Origin of the sequence: Roseimicrobium gellanilyticum (assembly GCF_003315205.1) — a bacterium.
In the GTDB taxonomy this organism is placed as follows: Bacteria; Verrucomicrobiota; Verrucomicrobiia; order Verrucomicrobiales; family Verrucomicrobiaceae; genus Roseimicrobium; species Roseimicrobium gellanilyticum.
Map to the genome: position 1 here is coordinate 215,494 of NZ_QNRR01000007.1, position 20,073 is coordinate 235,566.

A 20,073-nucleotide genomic window follows, 5' to 3' on the forward strand; every position below is an offset into this window, starting at 1 on the left:
ACACGAGGTTCAGGGCAGCGGGAAGCGCTTGTTCAACTCCGCCACTTCGCTGCGAATCTTCTCCAGCACTTCGGGCTTCTCACGGCCTTCGAGTGCCTCGTGGATCCACGCAGCGATCTGCTTCATCTCAGCTTCCTTCATGCCGCGAGTGGTCACAGCAGGAGTGCCGACGCGGATGCCGCCGCCGAGGGTGATCTTCTCGGTGTCGAAGGGGATGCCGTTCTTGTTCACGGTGATGCCGGCGTGGTCGAGGGTCTCGGAGGCAATCTTGCCGTTCAAGCCGCGGGGTCGCAGGTCCACGAGCATGAGGTGATTGTCCGTGCCGCCGCTCACGATGCGGTAGCCGAGGGTGCCGAGCTCGGCGGCGAGCGCCTGGGCGTTCTTCACAATCTGCTTTTGGTATTCCTTGAAGCCGGGTTGGAGTGCTTCATGGAAGCACACCGCCTTCGCCGCAATCACGTGCATGAGCGGGCCACCCTGGGTGCCGGGGAAGACCATGGCGTTGATTTTCTTTGCGAGGTCTTCCTGGTTCGTCAACACAATGCCACCACGCGGACCGCGCAGGCTCTTGTGCGTGGTGGAGGTGACGAAGTCTGCATACTCCATGGGGGAGGGATGCACGCCACCAGCCACGAGACCGGCGATGTGAGCCATGTCTACGAAGAGATAGGCGCCCACGCTCTTCGCGATCTCGGACATGCGGGCGAAATCAATCACACGCGGATAGGCACTGGCACCGGCGGTGATCATCTTGGGCTTCACCTCCTGCGCCTGCTTGGCGAGGGCATCATAGTCGATGCGCTCATCCTTCTCGCTCACGCCATAGTGGGTCACCTCATAGAATTTGCCGCTGAAGTTTGCGCTGTGACCATGCGTGAGGTGGCCGCCGTGGGCCAGGTTCATGGTCAGAATCTTGTCGCCGGGCTGCAGCACGCTGAAGTACACGGCTGCATTCGCCTGCGATCCGGAGTGCGGCTGCACGTTGGCATACTTCGCTCCGAAGAGTTCGCACACGCGATCGATGGCAAGCTGCTCGGCCTTGTCCACCTCTTCACAGCCACCGTACCAGCGGCGTGCGGGATAGCCTTCCGCATACTTGTTCGTGAGGCATGAACCCTGCGCGGCCTGGACGGCGCGGCTCGCGAAGTTCTCGCTCGCGATGAGTTCGATGTTGCCCTGCTGGCGCTGCTCTTCGCCTTCGATGACATCGGCGATGGCAGGGTCCTTCTGGCGGACCACATCCGCAGCGCGCTTGCGTAGGGAATTCATCTTGTTCACACGGCGCAGGTGGCGCTCACCGCTGGCTGTTGCGGTGTTGATGAAGGCTTCCACAATGGCGATGCCCTCTGCGGTGGAAGTCGTGGTGCCGGCGAGGCAGACCACGTTGGAGGAATTGTGTTCGCGGGTGATGGCGGCGGTTTTCGCATCATGCACCAGCGCGGCCTGGATGCCGGGGTGGCGGTTCGCCGTGATGCTCATGCCAATGCCGGTGGTGCACACCAGCACGCCGGCGTCTGCTTCCCCACTCAGCACGCGGGCGCACACCGCCTCGGCGAAGTCGGGATAGTCCACGCTGTCCTTACCGTGCGTGCCGAGGTCATGCACCGTCTTGCCAATACCACGCAGGTGGGCCACGAGAGCGTCCTTGAGGTCGATGCCGCCGTGATCAGAGCCAAGGGCAATGCTCTGCACCAGGGTATTCGTGGCGGAAGAGGCGGCGGGATCAGAGGCGCTGGCGGAGGAGTGCATGGCTTGGGGCGTCGGTGCGGTGGCGGTGGCGGTGGGTTGGTGGTTCCTGTCGAAAGTCTGGTCGATGTAGGCGAGGATGGTCGGCAGCAGTTTCTGCAGCGTCTTGAGTGTCTGCTCGTAGTCGCGGCGGCCACCACCGAAGGGATCCATGATGTCCCGGCCACGAATGCTGTCATCCGGTGAGAACTCGCTGAGCAGGTAGACCTTGTCTGCTGCCTCCGGATACATCATCTCGACCGCATGGAGATGCCCCGCGCTCATGGCAAAGATGTGGGTCACATCTTTGAGCAGGTCGGAGGAAATCTGCCGGCTCCGGTGGCCGGAGAGGTCGAAGCCCAGCTCTCTCAGAAGCTGTACGGTGTGTGTGGCGGGGAAGTCTCCCTCATGGGCTCCCACGCCTGCGGAGAGTACCGCATAGTCCTGCCGCTCCGCCACCATGCCACGAAAGAGTGCCTCCGCCATGGGACTGCGGCAGGTATTGCCGGTGCAGACGAAGAGGACGCGTTTCAGAGCGGAAGACACAAGCGGGAAGGGAGCAGGTGGCTGCGGAAAGGGGGATAGACAACTTGCTCCGCTCCGGGGATTTGTCAAAAGGCGGGAGGTCCGCCAAGTCCCTGACCGCTTTCTCGCGTGTGCCGTGCCTGCTCAACTGCCATTCGTCGCGCCGTTCAGCGCGGGAAAGGCCTGGAGTCCGGTCAGCTCCATGAGGTCGGGGTAGTTCTTCAGCAGGTGCTTCCAGAGAGCTCCGAGGTCCCGATAATATTGGAGCCAGCGGAGCAGGAGAAGGTCCATCACGGCGCCTTCGGTCCAGTCCACCAGCTTTGTGTAGCCCATGACCATGGCCACGCCGGTGGCTTCCACGAACTGTGTGAGCTGATCCTCGTCAATCATCACCGTGCTGCAACTGGCGACGTGCACCACCCAGCCGCGGAAGCGTTTGCCCATCATCTTCGCCAGCGCCTTCAAGTTAACCAGCTTATCACCGAGCTCAATCTTCCCGGTGACGCCGTGGAAGGCGAGCACGAGGATGCCGTAGGAGGGCTTGCGTTTGAAGAGGCCCAGATTGTGCTCCAGTTCCTCCTGCGTGTTGCAAGTGAGGTAGATGAATTTTGCCGAGGTGGTGCGTGCGGTCAGCTCAAGAATCGGCAGCACGCTGAGGCGGTTTTCCAAGTCCTCATCCCACAGCGATTCCAGGCAGGCGATGTTCTTGAGGTATTTCGGGACTCGGGGCATGATTGGGGACGAGATTGGATACGCTTGGGGTGTATCCAAGAGGCGGGTTGTGACGGAGAATTCAGATGAAGAATCCCGGGAAACCATCGAAACCCATTGATAGTCAATATTGTTGAGGTGTCGCCGCGTCCGGGCGTTGGCAAAAGAACCCTCAGTCCACTCCAAAAAGGTATACGAGGCATTGGAAAAAGCGCTGGGGACAGCAATGATGCGGAATGGGCAATGTGGGTGAATCGATCAAAGCAGTCTTGGGAGGCATCGTCTTCCTGCTCGTCGGCCTCGTGGCGACTTGGGGTTCATGGCGCGAGATGGGCAAGCACGACGCGTTGCAGGAGCACGGAGTGCGTTCCATTGGCACTGTCAGCGGCGCGTCCAGCAGTTCTGGCAGAGGGGGCAAATCCTATCGCGTGGACTTTACCTACCGGGTGAATGGCAAAGAATACAAGGGTAGCTCTTCTCTGCCGGACAAGGTGTTCAGCAAATATGCTTCCGAGTACTTCTACAGCCCGAGTTCGATACCCATCAAGTACCTGCCTGAAGACCCCTCTACCGCAGAAGTGGCGGACGTGGACCTCCCCAGCGACCACTACGCCTGGTCGAAGTGGCTGTTGTTGATGCCCATCGGGATCACCGTGATGGGAGGGCTCTATCTTTACAATGGGGGCGCTTCGCTCCTAGCCTCCATGAGGACTTCGAGCGGCTCTCCACCGACCAAACATTTTGGCGGGTTTTAGTCCTGCCTCATTGACGTCAGCGTGAAGAATGGATTTCCTGCCAGCATGAAATCATTGCCCGCCTTCCTCGCTGTTGTACTGGCTCTCTTTATGTCCACTGCCTCCGCTTCTGCCGCCGATACGCCTTACCGTCATGTGGTTCTGTTCAAGTTCAAGGACGGTACCACGCCTGCACAGGTGAAGACGGTGGAGGATGCCTTCCGTGGATTGCCCGGCAAGATTGACACCATCGTGGACTTCGAGTTCGGGACCAATGTGAGCCCGGAGGGGAAGGACGGCGGCTTCACGCATTGCTTCTTCCTTACGTTCAAGGACAAGGCTGGCCTGGAAGTCTACCTTCCACATCCCGCGCACAAGGAGTTCGGCGCGACGCTTCGCCCGTATCTCGACAAGGTGCTGGTGATTGACTACGTGGCCGGGAAGTAAACCTAAGGCAGCGTCTTGGTCGGAGGGCGGTGATTGTACCGCCCTCAGTTTCTTTGTGTCATGAGCAAGGCACCGGGGTTTTCGCAATTTTGAGGCTAAAAGTTACTTTAGAAACGGTCAATTTCGTCGGAAATTTATTGTAAATATTAATTGTATAAGGAATGATTCAGGCTCAAATTTGGAGTACTCCCACGCACACATCCCTCCAATCGCTCATGAACCTCCGCTCTCTTCGCCATCTGGCGTGCGCCATGGTCGCCCTCTCCGGGTTTTCCCTTGCCCATGCTGGCACTCCAACGGCTCCCTCCGCACCGCCTTCTGCACCAGCTCCTTCTGATTTGGAGGCCTTCTTCATGCAGGACTATCTCCTGGGTGACTGGGGTGGCCTGCGCACGGATCTGGCCAACAACGGCCTGTCCTTCGAGCTCTTCTACATCGGCTCCATGCCCACGAACATGCATGGCGGCATCGAGGAAGGCACGGTCTATCAGGGCGCGATGCTCATGATTGCGGACTTCGACACCGAGAAGGCTGGTCTTTGGAAGGGTGGTCGCCTTCACGTGTCCGGGGTCGACCTCCACGGGGAATTGTTCTCCAAGAACCACGTGGGTGACTTCAACAAGAGCAATCTCGTGGACTTCGAAAACGACTTCCGTCTCTGGGAAGCCTATTACGAGCAGAAGCTGGGAGACTCCCTCACGGTGAAGCTCGGCCTCATGACGGCGGATGCGGACTTCATCCTGCCGGACTTCTACCACTCCCTGTCGAACATCACCTTCCTGAACCAGACGTTTTTCTTCCCCACGCTGGTCTTCAATCTGTATGACATCCCCGGATTCCCGGTCGGCAATCATGCGCTGAACTCCTCTCCGTACGGCTCGCTCGGCGCGGTGGTGAAGTGGAATCCGGACAAGAAGTTCTACATGAACTTCGGCATCTATGACGGCGAGCCGAACCTTGGTGATGGCGGCACGGATTTCTCCCTCAGCGACGACCAGGGGGCGCTGATGTTCTTTGAGACCGGCATCCGCTGGAATGTGGAAGGCAGCAAGTGCCTGCCTGGCGACCTCAAGCTGGGCGCCTTCTACCACACGGATGAGTTCTCTGATGTGTATGACGTGGTGACGAGCTTCGCGGGTCTCAGCTCCGGGGCCAAGACACACGACGGCAACTACGGCTTCTACGCCCTCCTTGAGCAGATGCTGGTCTGTGAGTCGGGCTGTGAGGCAGATCTGGGTCGCGCTGGCTGCCAGGGCCTCTATTCCTTCCTGCGGTTCACTGGCGCTCCGGCGGATCGCAACCTCACCCAGTTCGGCGTGGACGGCGGCTTCGTCTGGAGAGGACTCATTCCCACCCGCGACTACGACACCCTCGGCATCGGCGGTTCCTACCTCCAGATGAGCGATGACATCCGCCGCGGCCAGAAGCTGGTGAACAAGCTCGCACCGGGCTCCTTCGTGGTGGCAGACTACGAAGCGGCCATTGAGGTGAACTACAAAGTGCAGCTTGCGGCCTGGTGGACCATCCAGCCCAGCTTCCAGTACGCCATGCATCCCGGCGGCTCCGGTGAGATTGAAAACGCCTGGGTCTTCATCCTGCAGTCGACGCTGCGCTTCTAGCCCGCGGGCAACTGCTCATTTCACGCCAAAAGCAGCCAGCACTCCGCTGGCTGCTTTTTTTGTTTCCGGTGGTGGCACCCTGCTCGTAACTGCATCTCGTGCTTGCTTTTCGGCACATGGGTTGCTCATGTGCCCGCTCTATTTCTTATGTGTGGCATTTACGGCTTCGCCGGATTCAAGGAAGAAGGTCTGCTCGACCGCATGGGGCGGGTCATCCGTCATCGTGGGCCGGATGGTCAGGGACGCTATGAAGCGCCCGAGGGCGTGCCCTTCAGCATGGGCATGCAGCGCCTGAGCATCATCGACCTGGAAGGCGGCTGGCAGCCGGTGTTCAACGAGGACCAGTCAATTGCCATCTGCTACAACGGCGAGACCTACAACTACGTCGAACTCCGCGAAGAGCTGGAGGCCAAGGGGCACCAGTTCCGCACGCACAGCGATACCGAGTGCGTGGTGCATGGATATGAGGAGTGGGGGATTGAGGGCGTGCTGCAGCGGATGAACGGCATGTTCGGCTTCTGCCTCTACGATGCGCGGAAGCGGGAGTTCTTCATTGCCCGTGACCGCTGCGGTCAGAAGCCGATGTACTACCACCATGCGAATGGTCGGTTTCTTTTCGGGAGCGAGGCCAAGAGCATCCTGCAGAGCCAGCACTACACGGCGGAGGTGAATCTTGAGGCCATCGATCCGTACCTCACGCTGCGGAATGTGCCGGAGCCAGCGACCATGTTCAAGGGCATCTACAAGCTGCCCACGAGCCACTACCTGCACTACAAGCTGGCGGATAACTCGCTGAAGATCGCGCGCTACTGGGAAGTGCCGCTGCTGGATGCGCGCACGGCGAAGTACAAGAGTGATGGAGAGTATTTCGAAGCCCTGGAGCATCTCTTTTATGACTCGGTGAGACTCTGCATGCGCAGTGACGTGCCTGTGGGCGCGTATCTCAGCGCGGGAGTAGACTCCTCCCTCACCGTGGCGGCGATGACGCGCTACAGCAGCAACATCAACACCTACAGCGTCGGCTTTGACTCGCCGGTGGATGAGACGCCGGCGGCGCGTGAAACGGCAGCCTTCCTCGGCACGAAGCATCATGAGATTATCTGCCAGCCGGAGGACTTTGATCTGCTGCCCAAGATCGTGTGGCACATGGATCGCCCCGTGGGCGATGCGCTGCTCATCGCTTTCTACAAGCTGGCGGAAGGTGCGAGCAAGGACCTGAAAGTGGTGCTCGGTGGTGAGGGCGCGGATGAGGCGTTTGCAGGGTATTCCTTCCAAGGTGTCATCACGAAGGTGGAGAAGATGCGCCGGATGATTCCGGGAGTGACTTCCATCGCGGCGCCCATCTTTGCGGCGACGCCTCCCGGCATCCTGAACAAGTTTTTCACCTTCCCGGCGGACCTTGGCAGCCAGGGGAAGAAGCGCGTGGTGGAGTTCCTTTCCAAGTACAGCGGCCGCGATCTGAACCACAACTTCAATGCCCTGCGCACGCTGTGGAGTCAGGATGAGAGACGCGATACGTACTCGGAGAAGTTCAAGAATCTGGCCACTGATGCCTGGATGGCGAAGGAGAAGGAAAAGGACAAGCATGGACCCTTCCTCGATCGACTCCTGAAGTTGCAGTACGACGAATGGCTGCAGGACTGGGCGCTCATCCGCCAGGACAAGAACACCATGGCGCACTCGCTGGAGTACCGCCTGCCCTTCCTCGATCACCGTTTGATTGAACTGGCCTTCACGATGCCTGCGCATCTGAAGATCAACAAGGGCACGGACAAGTTCATCGAGCGCCAGCTTGCGGACAAGGTCTTTCCCCAGCACATCGCGCGTCGTCAGAAGATTCCCTTCTACCTGCCGGTCGAGTACTTCCTGGATCAGCCGCAGTTCAAGTCACTCGTCGCGGAGACCTTGAACCCGGATGCCGTGAAGAAGCGTGGTTACTTCGACCCGGCGAAGGTGACCCGTCTGCTGGAGAACATGCGCAGCACACGTGAGTTCGTGTATTGCAAGCAGGTCATGTCCCTCGTGGTGCTGGAACTGTGGCACCGGGTGTTCGTGGACAAGAGCATCCGATTTGATTGAGACGAACTTCGAGGTAGCACCAGATGGCTTGCCCCTTGCACCAAGGGGCAAGCTGGTCATTGAGTGACTACATTTTCACACTGGTACCCACCTTGGGGCCTTCGGGCTCAGTCTTCACCTTGGAGCCCAAGGATTCGCGCACGCTGACGTTCTTTTTCAGGGCCTCGATCTCCAAGTCATTCTTATCGTGTTCCAGGTGGGCCTTTTCATTAGTGTTCATCACCTTTTGGCTCTTTTCCTGGATGGTTTGCAACTCCTGCCTTCCTTCTTTGGACAAGCCGTCACCGAGCGGGCCTTCTGCAAAAGCTTGAATCGTCGCTGCGGCGTTCCGCTGTTTTTCGGCTTCACGGTACGCCAGATCTCCTGGCGCGAGCTCGTCCTGCCTGTGACCCAGTTTTTCGATGGATTCCTGATTCTGCTTCTGCAGGGTTTCGGACATCGCGGAATCCATGCGCTGGATGATGTCCTCCTTGGCCTTGTCGATCTTGTTGATGAGATCTTTCTTGGCGCCTTCGATGCCACCGTGGCGGATGGCCTTGATGCGGTCGAGGATGCCGGGGTTCTTCAGCTTGTCGAGTTCTGCCTCGAGCTTGTCGATCTTCTGGTAGGTGAGGGCAGCGCCCTTCACGTTGGGATCGATGCCACGAACCTGTTCGACCCCCTTGGCTTGTGAAAGGGTCTTCGGATCGATCTTCAGTCCAGTGAGATCACTCCGGCTAAGGTCCACGCCTTTGAGGTTCGCACCGCTGAGGTCCAGCTTCTGGTCCTTGACCTTCGCCAGGGACTTGGTGCCACCGCTCATGTCGGTGGCGTTCATGCGGCCTTTGGCATGCTCGATGATGCTGGATACCTCTTGTGGGCTCTTGCCCTGAGCAGCGCCGAGTTGTTTTTGCAGCGCGCCCTGGACAATGGAGGTGGATGTGTCCTCGACGGTTTTGCCGAAGGTCTTCGACTGGGCCTTGAGTTGCTTGAGCTGCTCCCGCACCTCTTCGTTCTTGTATCCTTCACCCTCCTCTGTTTCGAGGTTCATGTTGTCGAACATGACCTTCTCCACCTTGCCATCCATCTCAGCACTGCCGGCGGAGATCATCATGATCTGGGCTTCGGCGAGCACCATGGGATGGATGTTGTAGTTGTTGTGCTTCAGCAGGTCGTCGACTGCAGTGACGAGCTGCTCCCTGGACATGGTGGCGGAGGTAAGGCCCGCTTCCATTACTCCTATCACACTGTGGGGGTGCTGATTCGTGACAACCCCGGATTCGGGATCGAGACCGTCGGGGAGATTGTTGATCGTGGTGGATTTGATCCCCACGTCGAACATGTCGCGCAGTTCCTGATCCGTGAGTTTGTCGTAGTCCGGCTTCTTGCCACCCGTGGCCAGCTTTGAGAGAGTCTCCACCTTCTTCAGGCGCTCGGTGTCCGAAGTCATGACCTGCTCGAGTTGCTCGATCGAGCGGACGATTTGCTGGGTTCTTCTTTCGAGTTCTTCGGGAGGCATGGCCGTAGGGATGGGAGGAGTTGAGTGGTTGGAGAGTGGCGATTTGGATGTGGAGCCAGCTCTCTCTTGCTACCTATGAAATCGGAGGGTCGGCGCAAAAGTTACGCCGACCCTCCGAAGAATGACGGTCTTGCTTGTGCTTGCTGGAGGTCGAGGTTCTGGAAGGCGACATCCAAACATTCACTTAAGTTCAGTGATGACTAGTGAACGGCGCGCACAATGGCATCAGCAATGGCTTGCATCCCTTTGTCTCCCGGATGCCTGGCCACACCTTCGTGTTTGAAGGGGCGCTCGGATCGGGCGTAGTTGGATTCGTCCTTTCCGAGTGCGCTGATATCAACAAACACACCTCCGGACTCCTGACAGGCTTGCTTCAGCGTTTCATCCTTGGCGGTGTTGGACCAGAAGGAACTGCGCACGATGATCTGTGGATTGCGGTTCGCCTTCAACCGGGTGAGGAGCTTCTGCACGCTGGCTTTGAGTTGTGCCTTCGACTCTTCCGTGGTGAGTGCAGGCACGTTCTCACCAATGGCGAGAATGATGAGGTCGGCCCCGAAGTCCGCAGCGTCCTTGAGCTTCGCATCCACATCATAGGAAGCGTAGTTTCTCTCAAACTCGGCAATGTTTACCGCCAGTACGGTTGGCTTTGCATTGGCACGAGCGGTCAGGGCTTTTTCAATCAGGTGGACGAAGTCCTTGTCCTCTGCGCTTGCTGCCATGCCCCAGTTGCCTGTCCACCCGATGTCCGGCTTGGGGCCGTGCCGGGTGATGCTGTTGCCGAGGATGAGGACCTTCTGGGGAGGCTTCGGCGCAACATCCTGAGCCAGGATGGGGGAGATGACTTGGGACGCCGAAAGGGTGGCCAAAATGAGAAGGATGGCCGGAATGGGGGAGTGGCGGTGGAATTTCATGAGGGGATAAGAAAATTTTCCGCCGTCCGGGTGATTCGACAGGCGTGAAAGTTGGGTGAAGGCGGTGCGCGAAAATTATCCGGAATTGCTACTGCTGGAGGGCCGTCTTTTCTCGATTTCGCCTCTGAATCAAGCGGTCCTGCAGGATTTTAGGAGGACTTGCACATTGCCCATACCGTTTGACAGCCCCCCGTTCGCGTGTTGAATCGCCCTTCCAGATCATGCTTCAGGAACTCAAACAACGCGAAAAGGACGGAAATTTCATCCATGTAGGCCTCGTCGGAGCGGGCGCCATGGGCTCGGGCATCGCGTACCAGATTGGCCGCACCCCGGGCATGCGGTTGTCCTTTGTCGCGGACAAGGACATCAAGGCGGCGGAAAACGGCGCGGCCCGCTATGGCAAGCCGACGAAGATCACGACGGATTGCATGTCCATGCTGCACGACTCGAGCGTGAAGGTTGACGTGTTTGTAGAAGCCACCAATTCTGTCATCGCGGCGTACGACTACTGCGTCGGCGCGATTGATCGCGGTGCCCACTGCGTGCTGATGAATGCCGAGGTGGATGCCATTCTCGGCTATCTCCTGCGTGATTTTGCCCGCAAGCAGAACGTCATCGTGACCAGCGACGCCGGCGACCAGCATGGCGTGCTTGCCCGCATGATGGAAGAGATTGAGATGTGGGGCTTTGACATCGTGCAGGCTGGCAACATGAAGGGCTTCCTTGATCGTCATCAGACCCTCGAAGGCATTGAGCCCATCGCCAAGCAGCTCGGCCTTTCCACGGTGCAGTGCCTGGCCTACACGGACGGCTCCAAGCTCAACATTGAGATGTCCGTCATCGCCAATGAATACGGCCTGACGCCCATCGTTCCCGGCATGGAAGGCCCCCGCGCCACCAAGATGCAGGACGTGGTGGATCTCTTCGACTTCGACAAGTACAACGGTCAGGGCCGTGTGGACTACGTCCTCGGCGCCAAGGAACATGGTGGTGGTGTGTACGTGGTCGCGCGCTGCGACAGCACGTTCCAGCAGCGCTACATGAACTACTACAAGGTGACGAACAAGCACCCGTACTACGTCTTCCTGCGCCCCTACCACCTGTGCCACCTCGAGACGCCGCGTGCCGTGGCTCTGGCTGCCATGTATGGCAAGGCGGTGCTGACCATGCGCGCCGGTCGTGTGACGGACACCTTCGCTTATGTGAAGGCGGACGCTCCCGCCGGTACTCGCGTGGAGCACGCCATCGGTGGTAATGAAGTCTACGGCCTCATCGACGAGGCAAAGAAGGCGGATGCTGCGAACCATGTGCCCCAAGGTGTGCTGGATATTGAGGACTCGGACGCCCGTCCTGTCTTCAAGCGGGCGGTGAAGAAGGATGAACCCCTGACGTGGGATGACATCGAGATTCCCGCCAACCGCATGACCGAACTCTGGGAGAAGCAGAAGGCGCTTTTCGCCCGCTGAGCCATCAGCCCCAGAACCCCGAGCCTGGAATGTCTTCCTCGAACAAGCACGTCGTGATCCTTGGCGGAGGGCCATGCGGCCTGTACGCAGCCCGGGTGCTCTCACGAGTGGGTGTGAAGGTGACGCTGCTGGAAAAGGACGTGCGTCCCGGTGGACTCGCGACCTCCCATCAGCGTGGTGAAAACTGGTACGACCTCGGCTGCCACATGCTGCACGAGTTCGACAAGGAGATCTATGAGGACATCATGGAACTCATGGGGGATGAGAGCATTCCCGTGCAACTTGATGCGAAGATTCGCTGGGCTGGTGCCTTCTACCGCTACCCGCTGCAGTTTCAGGACATGATCAAGGGCATCCCGCTGCCCATCCTGGCCTTCTATACCATTGGCCTCTTCTACGCGCAGATCCGCAAGAGCCTGGTGCCCTGGACTCCGAAGAACGCGGAGCAGGCGCTCATCCAGCTTTACGGTTCCCCGCTGTATCGCTTTTTCTTCAAGGACTTCACGCATCGCTACTGGGGCATTCACCCCAAGGAGTTGAGCGCCACGTTCATCACCACGAAGATGCCCCGCCTCAGCGCGGTGGACGTGCTGAAGAAGGCGTTCGGCAAGCTGGGCGTGAAGGACAAGGGTGTGAAGGCAGTCGACAGCGCGTTGCACGAGGAAACGCTGCACTATTCGCGTACGGGAGCTGAAGCCATGCCCCGGGCGATTGCCAAAGCAATTGGCGAGCAGGGTGGGGAAGTCGTCGTGGGCGCTGATGTTTCGCGCATTGAGTTGAGCGAAGGAAGAGTCTCGAAGGTGTACTACCAGAAGGATGGCGCCGAGCACTCCGTCGTCTGCGACGAATGCATTTCCACCATCCCGATGCCGTGGCTGGTGCAAAAGACCGAACCGCCACCTCCCCAGGAGGTGCTGGACGCGGCGAAGGAACTCCGATTCAAGCCCATCGCCATCTATGGTCTGCTGGTGAGGAAGGAGAAGTGCCTCGATGCTCTGTACATCTACTACCGTGACCGCGCCTTCCATCGCGTGGGCGAACCGAAGAACGCCGGCCTGACCGTGAAGCCCGAAGGGCACACGGTGCTGATCGTGGAAACCACCTGCGAACTGGGTGATGCCAAGTGGCAGGGCACGGAGGAGATGAAGGACCGAATTTTCAAGGATCTTGAAGCCGAGAAGATCTGCACCAAGGCAGACGTGGTGGAGACACACGTGCTGCACGGTGAGACCGGCTATCCCATCTTTGCACTCGGCTTCGAGCCTTATCTGGAAAAGGTGACTGGCTGGGTGAAGAGCATCCCCAATTTGCAAACCACCGGCCGCCAGGGCGGATTCAAGTATCCCAACATGCACTCCGCCATGCGCATGGGAGCGACTGCCGCACAGACAGCGCTGAAGAGGCTGGGTTCCCAGTAGAGACCGCGTGGCTTTGCGTGGGCCGCGCAATCGCGGATCGCCCGTCCATGCAGCCATTACCCGTCTCCCTTGCGGTTCATGGAGTTCCGCCTAGGATGGGCGGATGAACTTCTCTCCCGTCAAGCTTCGTGCCGCCTGCGTGTTGGGATTTACAGGTGTCGCGCTCGGTGCGTTCGGTGCCCATGCCCTCAAGGATCACTGGAAGGAGACGCTTGATGCGGTGGAGGCGGCGTACCGTCTGGATATCTGGGAGACGGGTGTGTTCTACCACCTGGTGCATGCCGTCGTGCTGCTTGTCCTGGCCTTCGGATGCCCGGAGAAGCATCAGGGCAAGCTGGCGAGCTATAGCTTCGTCATTGGAGTGAACATCTTCAGCGGCAGTCTCTACATGCTGGCCATCACGGGTTTGAAGTGGATGGGTGCGATTGTGCCGATTGGAGGTATGTTGCTCCTTGCTGGTTGGGTTCTGACAGCGCTCAGGAAGTGAGATGTGACGTCGCGAACGGCAGGAAGTTCCGTCTTCAATTAGATGTCCGCTCCAACTATTTCGTTTCTGGTTGCTGAAGAGCACCTTGAAGATGGTCTCTGGAATCCAAAAGATTCAGCTGAGGCGCCCGCGGGCCTGCAGATCAACTTGATTGGAAATAGAGCTCACTATCTGAAACTCGCTGAGTTTATCAAGAAGTTCGCGGAGCAGGATACTTCCAACGACTCAGAGTACCACGAACACTTCAATGGCATGATGAGTGTGGATGGTAGGACCCGACTCCATATCATCCTGAGAAAGGACGACGTGGGCGATGGCAGCTATTCCACTTCATTTCCCAAGTCTCGCAAGTGAGGCGAGGCAGCTCCGATCCGCGGCTTTCTGCGATTGTCTGGGCTCGCTCACACCGCCCCCACCTGCTTCAACCAGTCCTGAAGGTTGTAGTAATTCGTGATGCGGGCCACTTTCCCGTCGCGGATGTCGAAGAAGGCACCCACGCGCAGGTAGTAGGTCTGGCCCGTGGCTTCGGGAAGGCCTTCGTCTGTGCTGATGTACTTGCCATCGATGAAGAACTCGGCCGCGCCCCGGGAACCATCTTCCGAGCCGAAGACCTGCAGCTCGCACACCTGTTCCTTGTAGCTGCGATCCATGCGCTGGAGGAAGGTGCGGAAGTTCTCCTTGCCCACGTCGCATCCACCCTGGTTGATGTCATGCTTCACATCATCCGTGAGGAGTTCCAGGAAAGCTTCACGGTCCCCCGCATTGAAGGTCTCGTAGTAGCGGGTGATGAGGGCGAGGGCTTGTTCGCGAGTGGAAGGCATGGCGTGATGACTTGGGGTGTGGGGCGAACATTCCATGCAAACGGCTCGCATCCTGCGCAACCAGAAACACATGGCCTGAGAACACACGGGCATGTCTTTTCCGCTCCCTTGGACACCCCGCCATGCGGACGGAAAACTTGCACCGTCCTTTAGTCCCGCTATCCTGCCCGCCCATGCTCCGTCCGACCCCTGTCCTGTCCGCGCGTGTCTCCGGCCTTTTTCGCCTGCTGGTGCTTTCCGGCATGTGCTTGATCTCTGGCGCGCTTTTTGCTCAGACGAGCGTCATCGCAGTCGATGTCTACAACAAGAAGATTCACGTGGAGTCAGGTGGCAATGTGAAGCGTCCCGTCGGCGGACTTGCCAAGGTGGCCACGGCACTGGTGGCGCTGGATTGGTCAGACGTGACCAAGGTGCCGTTGAACACTCTTGCCACGGTGTCGCAGTCAGACCTGCAGATTGCTGGTTCGAACAGCCTCGGTCTTGCTCCCGGCGACCAGATTACTCTGCGCGATCTCATCTATGCCGCGATGATGTCCTCTGACAATGTCGCCGCCACCACGCTGGCCGCCTTCGTGGGGAATGACATCAATGCCCGCCGTGGTCGCGGTGGCGATCCCATTGCCACTTTCGTTGGGGAAATGAACAAGCTGGCAGCGCGTGAAGGCATGAAGAAGACCCGCTTCACCAATCCGCATGGGTTCGAGAACAGTCGCAGCACGCCCTTCTCCACAGCGGCAGACATGGCCCGCCTGAGCATGTACGCCATCTCCCGCGCGCCCTTCCGCTTCTACACGAACCAGCGCTCGCGGAACATCACTGTCCTCCGTGGCGGCGCTCCTCTGACGGTTCCCCTTCAGAACACCAACGCGCTGCTGCGCCGTGGCAACATCGATGGCATCAAGACCGGCAACACACCGATGTCCGGAGGTTGTGTCATCGTCACCGAAGAGCGTCCCGGTACGGTGAACAAGGATCCCGCCTCAGGTGCGAGCGTGGTGTACCGCCATCGTATGGTGGCCATCGTTCTGGGCTCCGCAGATCCCTTCACAGAAGGTCTTGCCGTACTCCAGCAGGGTTGGGGCGGCTATGACCAGTGGCTCCAGGCCGGTCGACCGGTGCAGGATGCCAAGGAACTGCTGGGCACCTTCTGATTCTTTTTCCTCAATACTCCCACCTCAAAACTCCCAAGACTCAGACACCCAATACCCATGCGCATCGGCATTCTCAACAGCGGCGGCGATTGTCCAGGACTCAATGCAGTGATTCACGGTGTGGTGGGAGCAGCCACGGAACTTGGCTGGGAGGTAATTGGCTTCCGCGATGGCTTTGAAGGCCTCCTCCCCAATGGGCCTGGCCATGTGAAACTCGACCCCGAGCGCACCATCGGCATTCTGAAACTGGGCGGCACCATCCTGGGCACCACGAACAAGGGCAACTTTGCCGTGAAGATCGGCGTGGACAATGTGGCCCAAGTCGCCGCAGACATCATGGAGCAGGCCAAGGCCACCATCAAATACCTCGGTATTGAAGCTCTGATCGTGGTGGGGGGCGACGGCTCACTGACCACCGGTCTCCAGCTCTGCCAGGAAGGTGTGCCTGTCGTGGGCGTGCCCAAGACGATCGACAATGACCTTCAGGCAACGGCGATGACCTTCGGTTTCGACTCCGCAGTCGCCGCGGTGGTCGACGCCCTGGACCGCCTGCACACGACGGCGGACAGCCACCAGCGCGTGATGGTGGTGGAAGTGATGGGCCGCCACGCCGGCTGGATTGCCCTGTACGGTGGCATCGGTGGCGGTGCGGACATCGTGCTCCTGCCGGAAATCAAGTTCACCATGGAGAATGTGGCTGCCCACGTGAAGCGTCTCTACGCTGCCGGACACCGTTCCGTCCTCATCGTGGTGGCAGAAGGGGCCGAGATGGAAGGCGGCGGTCTCATGACCCGCGAGCAGATGGATGCCGAGAAGCGCCAGGTGAAGCTGGGCGGCATCGGCGAATACGTGGCCAAGAGCGTGGAAAAGATGACCGGGCACGAGACTCGTGACGTGCGTCTGGGCCACCTCCAGCGCGGGGGCTCTCCCACGCCTCTGGACCGTATCCTGGGCACCCGTTTCGGGGTGAAGGCGGTGCACCTCATCAAGGAGCAAAAGTATGGCCGCATGGTCAGCTACCAGAGCTACCACGTGGGTGATGTGCCCATCGAGGAGGCTGTGAACAAGCTGCGCCTCGTGCAGCCGACCAGCGAAGTCGTCCAGGCCGCCCGCGCTGTTGGCATCAGCTTTGGCGACCGCTGAGGCTAACAGCGGAGTAGATGGTTTATGGTCGATGGTTGATAGCCTGACTCTGAAGCAGTTCTGGGTGGTGGGAAGCCCCGCCCGGTAGAGGGCTCACTCTCTCGTTCGAGGGAGGCTCATTCTCAGGCCATCAGCTATCAACTCTCGACCATCAACCCTGTGTTGAGGCTGGACAGAGTCGCAAAAGCTGTCCTTGCACAGCATCGAATCCATTGGCTTCCAGGCCGGAATGCGCTAGCGTCTCGGCCACCATGGATAGAATACTGGAACTCCTTCGAGAAAACTCACGCCTCACCAACAAGGAAATCGCCAACCGTCTCGGCCTCGCCGAGGCCGATGTCGCCTTCCGCGTGGCCGAGTTGGAGAAGGCCGGTACCATTCTGGGATACCATGCGGTCATTGATCAGGAGAAGATCGGCAAGCGTGGCGTCACGGCGTTCATCGAAGTGAAGGTCACGCCCGAGAGCGGTGGCGGCTTTGATCGTTTTGCGCGGCGCGTCTCCCAGTATGAACAGGTGAGGGGCTGCTACCTCATGAGCGGTGGCTATGACCTCATTGTGGTCGTGGAAGGAGCGGATCTCTATGATGTGGCTCGTTTCGTGGCGGAAAAACTCAGCACCCTGGATGTCGTTCTTTCGACGGCGACACATTTCCAGCTCCGCACCTACAAGCATGACGGCTTCCTGCTGAATACGCCGTCCACGGAAGGTCCCCTGCCAGTTTCGCCATGAGCCTGCCCCGCCAAATGGACCTTTCCAATAAACTGTCCCGGCAGCTCAGCGGCATTCCCCGCAGCGGCATCCGCGATTTCTTCGAGCTCGTCATTGGTCGCAGTGACGTCATTTCCCTGGGTGTAGGCGAGCCTGACAAGCCCACACCCTGGCCCATCCGTGAGGCCGCGATTCGTTCCCTTGAAAAAGGTCAGACCAGCTACACGAGCAATCTCGGTCTGGAGTCCCTGCGCGTGGCCATCAGCGAGTACGTCGCCGGCCAGTTCCGCGTGACCTACGATCCGAAGACGGAAATCCTCGTGACCGTGGGTGTGAGTGAGGCGCTGGACCTTGCCTTCCGTGCGGTGCTGGATCCCGGTGATGAAGTCATCTATCACCAGCCGTGTTATGTGTCCTATGGGCCGAGCATCACCATGGCGTATGGTGTGCCCGTGCCGGTGAATACCCGCTTGGAGGATAACTTCGCCCTGCGCGCAGAGGACGTGGAAAAAGCCATCACGCCGAAGACCAAGGTCATTGCGCTGAACTTCCCCACGAATCCCACGGGCGCGATCGAGCCTCCGGAGGAACTGGAGAAGATCGCCCAGCTCTGCGTGAAGCATGACCTGCTCTGCTTCACCGATGAGATCTACAGCGAACTGCTGTATGACGGTGGCCAGCACAAGAGCATCGTGGAATTCCCCGGCATGCGTGAGCGCACCGTGCTGCTGCATGGCTTCTCCAAAGCTTTTGCCATGACGGGATGGCGTCTCGGGTACGCGTGTGCGCCTGCGGTGCTGCGTGAGGCGATGATGAAGATTCACCAGTACTGCATGCTCTGCGCTCCCATCATGAGCCAGGTGGCGGCGCTGGAAGCGCTGCATCAGGGTACGACGGTGATTGAGCCCATGCGCCAGAGCTATGAGGAGCGCCGCAACTTTGTGGTGCGCCGCCTCAATGAAATGGGCCTGAGTTGCTTCAATCCCGGTGGTGCGTTCTACGTGTTCCCGGATGTGAGCTCCACGGGACTTTCCGGCCGTGACTTCGCGCTGAAGCTTCTCGAAGAGAAAAGCGTGGCGGTGGTCCCTGGCAATGCCTTTGGTCCCACGGGTGAGAAGTGCGTGCGTTGCTGTTATGCCACGGCGCCGGATCTTCTCGTGAAGGCCATGGACGGCATGGAGGAGTTTGTGAAGTCACGAAAGGTGGCTTGATTCCGACGGCGTGCCGCGTAGCCACTTCGCAGTCCGCTGCCCGGCATGCCTCAAGTTTCTCTCCCAGCTATCAAGTCCCCGGCGGTGGCACATGTGCTGCCGCTGGCGCTTTTCATGCTGCTGAATGCGGTACCCTCAGCAGTGGGGGTGGAGAATCCTGACCTGCCATGGTGGAAGCACTCGCCCGAGCAGTGGGTCTATCCCGCGCAGACGGTGATTATTGCCGTGGTGCTGGCGCTCGGCTGGCGGCACTACCAGTTTCAGCCGTTTCGTGGCTTTGGTTTGGCTGCAGTGTTGGGTATTGTTGGGATTTGTCTGTGGTGCCTGCCGGCGCTCCTGTGGCAGAAGCTCACTGCGGCAGGACATGCGATTCCCGAGTGGGCCGAGTGGTTCGGCTTTGCGGAGCGGAAGGATGGTTTTGATCCCAGCTTTTTCCAGAGCGAATCCTTTTGGTATCCCGCAGCCCTCGTGATGCGTTTCCTCCGGCTCGTGCTCATCGTGCCGTTGGTGGAGGAGATTTTCTGGCGTGGCTTTCTCATGCGCTACCTCATCGCAGATGGGGATGACTTCCGGAAAGTTCCCTTCGGCAAACACACATGGTTCTCCTTTGCCGTGGTCACCACTGGAGTGGTGCTCGCCCACCATCCCGTGGATTATCTCGGGGCGCTCATCTGGGGCAGCCTTGTGTATTTCGTGGCCGTGAGGACGAAGAGTCTCGCGGCGTGCGTGCTCATGCATGCCGTGGCGAATCTGCTTTTGGGCATCTATGTGGTGAGCACGAAGCAGTGGGGTTTCTGGTAAGTGTTTTGCCTGTTACGGACAAGAGGGTTCGTCTTGGTGCAGAGGATGAATGAATCGTGTATGGCTGGGTTTGTGAATTGAGGTGTAATTGTCGAGAGCTATCGATTGTCACCGCCTGCCTCTCATGCCTGAGAACACGCCCCTGTCTCCACTGCCCGAAAGGGAACCCATTCAGCAATCTCCGAGAATGGGATGTAGCATTGGTATTTTTGGCTGGGCGTTCATCGGGTTGCTGTGCTTGGCCGTGCCTGTGGCATCACTCTTCCTGCTCAATAAGTTCCGGACACAGAAGTACAAGGAGTTCCACGAGGGAGCGGCGCGGCAGACGATCCAGGTCAATCTCATGATGATAAGCGCCGCGCTCAACGCCTATCGCACTGCCGCTGCAACCTATCCGACTACGGCCCAGGGGCTGGAGGCTCTCATGGAAAGGCCCACCGAGCCGCCTCTCCCCAGCCAGTGGTTTTCCGTTCTGCGGGAACTTCCCAAGGACCCGTGGAAGCAACCCTACAAGTATCGGAACCCCGCGACCAAATCGAAGAATGGGTACGACCTGTACTCGGTGGGGAGTGATGGGGTCGACGGCACGGCGGATGACGTGGGGAATTGGCAGTAG

General features: G+C 59.1%; 19 protein-coding genes. 14 read left to right on the forward strand and 5 right to left on the reverse strand.

Going from position 1 to position 20,073, the window contains the following annotated elements; translation table 11 throughout:
• Nucleotides 1-9: 9 nt before the first annotated feature.
• Complete coding sequence (locus DES53_RS33885) at nt 10-2,271, reverse strand: serine hydroxymethyltransferase (protein ID WP_281270184.1); 2,262 nt, start codon at nt 2,269-2,271, stop codon at nt 10-12.
• A 123-nt stretch (nt 2,272-2,394) separates the two neighbouring features.
• Complete coding sequence (locus DES53_RS19505; protein WP_113959981.1) at nt 2,395-2,982, reverse strand: DUF6642 family protein; 588 nt, start codon at nt 2,980-2,982, stop codon at nt 2,395-2,397.
• Between the two features lie 224 nt (nt 2,983-3,206).
• Here DES53_RS19505 and DES53_RS19510 point away from each other — a divergent pair, with 224 nt between their 5' ends.
• The 4 genes from DES53_RS19510 to asnB all read left to right on the forward strand — a co-directional run bounded on the left by DES53_RS19510 (nt 3,207) and on the right by asnB (nt 7,840).
• A complete protein-coding gene (locus tag DES53_RS19510; protein ID WP_170157229.1) occupies nt 3,207-3,716 on the forward strand; it encodes a DUF3592 domain-containing protein in 510 nt (169 codons plus the stop codon).
• 45 nt (nt 3,717-3,761) lie between these two features.
• On the forward strand, nt 3,762-4,142 hold the full coding sequence (locus DES53_RS19515) for a Dabb family protein (RefSeq protein WP_113960164.1): 381 nt from the start codon (nt 3,762-3,764) through the stop codon (nt 4,140-4,142).
• A 215-nt stretch (nt 4,143-4,357) separates the two neighbouring features.
• Nucleotides 4,358-5,761 (forward strand): carbohydrate porin, encoded by a 1,404-nt coding sequence (locus DES53_RS19520; protein ID WP_170157230.1) that lies wholly within the window; start codon nt 4,358-4,360, stop codon nt 5,759-5,761.
• Nucleotides 5,762-5,908: 147 nt separating this feature from the next.
• A complete protein-coding gene (gene asnB / locus DES53_RS19525; protein WP_113959984.1) occupies nt 5,909-7,840 on the forward strand; it encodes an asparagine synthase (glutamine-hydrolyzing) in 1,932 nt (643 codons plus the stop codon).
• Nucleotides 7,841-7,907: 67 nt separating this feature from the next.
• On the opposite strand, the gene DES53_RS19530 is transcribed toward asnB, so the two are convergent.
• Together DES53_RS19530 and DES53_RS19535 are read right to left on the reverse strand one after the other, a co-directional pair.
• Complete coding sequence (locus tag DES53_RS19530) at nt 7,908-9,338, reverse strand: hypothetical protein (RefSeq protein WP_113959985.1); 1,431 nt, start codon at nt 9,336-9,338, stop codon at nt 7,908-7,910.
• Between the two features lie 200 nt (nt 9,339-9,538).
• A complete protein-coding gene (locus tag DES53_RS19535; RefSeq protein ID WP_113959986.1) occupies nt 9,539-10,249 on the reverse strand; it encodes an SGNH/GDSL hydrolase family protein in 711 nt (236 codons plus the stop codon).
• 221 nt (nt 10,250-10,470) lie between these two features.
• Between DES53_RS19535 and DES53_RS19540 the strand changes: the two genes are divergently transcribed.
• The 4 genes from DES53_RS19540 to DES53_RS19555 all read left to right on the forward strand — a co-directional run bounded on the left by DES53_RS19540 (nt 10,471) and on the right by DES53_RS19555 (nt 13,974).
• Entirely contained in the window at nt 10,471-11,715 is a 1,245-nt protein-coding gene (locus tag DES53_RS19540; RefSeq protein ID WP_113959987.1) for a homoserine dehydrogenase, read from the forward strand.
• Nucleotides 11,716-11,744: 29 nt separating this feature from the next.
• Nucleotides 11,745-13,133, forward strand: a complete 1,389-nt coding sequence (locus DES53_RS19545; protein ID WP_113959988.1) for an FAD-dependent oxidoreductase — start codon at nt 11,745-11,747, stop codon at nt 13,131-13,133.
• Nucleotides 13,134-13,236: 103 nt separating this feature from the next.
• A complete protein-coding gene (locus DES53_RS19550) occupies nt 13,237-13,620 on the forward strand; it encodes a DUF423 domain-containing protein (RefSeq protein ID WP_113959989.1) in 384 nt (127 codons plus the stop codon).
• 42 nt (nt 13,621-13,662) lie between these two features.
• On the forward strand, nt 13,663-13,974 hold the full coding sequence (locus DES53_RS19555; RefSeq protein WP_113959990.1) for a hypothetical protein: 312 nt from the start codon (nt 13,663-13,665) through the stop codon (nt 13,972-13,974).
• Nucleotides 13,975-14,021: 47 nt separating this feature from the next.
• On the opposite strand, the gene DES53_RS19560 is transcribed toward DES53_RS19555, so the two are convergent.
• On the reverse strand, nt 14,022-14,441 hold the full coding sequence (locus DES53_RS19560; protein WP_113959991.1) for a ketosteroid isomerase-related protein: 420 nt from the start codon (nt 14,439-14,441) through the stop codon (nt 14,022-14,024).
• A 173-nt stretch (nt 14,442-14,614) separates the two neighbouring features.
• Between DES53_RS19560 and DES53_RS19565 the strand changes: the two genes are divergently transcribed.
• The 6 genes from DES53_RS19565 (at nt 14,615) to gspG (ending at nt 20,073) form a co-directional block, all read left to right on the forward strand.
• Nucleotides 14,615-15,592, forward strand: a complete 978-nt coding sequence (locus DES53_RS19565) for a D-alanyl-D-alanine carboxypeptidase family protein (protein WP_170157231.1) — start codon at nt 14,615-14,617, stop codon at nt 15,590-15,592.
• A 57-nt stretch (nt 15,593-15,649) separates the two neighbouring features.
• Nucleotides 15,650-16,735, forward strand: a complete 1,086-nt coding sequence (locus DES53_RS19570) for a 6-phosphofructokinase (protein ID WP_113959993.1) — start codon at nt 15,650-15,652, stop codon at nt 16,733-16,735.
• Nucleotides 16,736-16,986: 251 nt separating this feature from the next.
• Nucleotides 16,987-17,466: an Lrp/AsnC family transcriptional regulator gene (locus DES53_RS19575; protein WP_113959994.1), complete on the forward strand. Its 480-nt coding sequence runs from the start codon at nt 16,987-16,989 to the stop codon at nt 17,464-17,466.
• Entirely contained in the window at nt 17,463-18,656 is a 1,194-nt protein-coding gene (locus DES53_RS19580; RefSeq protein ID WP_113959995.1) for an aminotransferase class I/II-fold pyridoxal phosphate-dependent enzyme, read from the forward strand. Before DES53_RS19575 ends, DES53_RS19580 begins: the two co-directional genes overlap by 4 nt.
• 45 nt (nt 18,657-18,701) lie before the next feature.
• Nucleotides 18,702-19,457, forward strand: a complete 756-nt coding sequence (locus DES53_RS19585) for a CAAX prenyl protease-related protein (RefSeq protein ID WP_113959996.1) — start codon at nt 18,702-18,704, stop codon at nt 19,455-19,457.
• A gap of 187 nt (nt 19,458-19,644) precedes the next feature.
• A complete protein-coding gene (gene gspG, locus DES53_RS19590) occupies nt 19,645-20,073 on the forward strand; it encodes a type II secretion system major pseudopilin GspG (RefSeq protein WP_170157232.1) in 429 nt (142 codons plus the stop codon).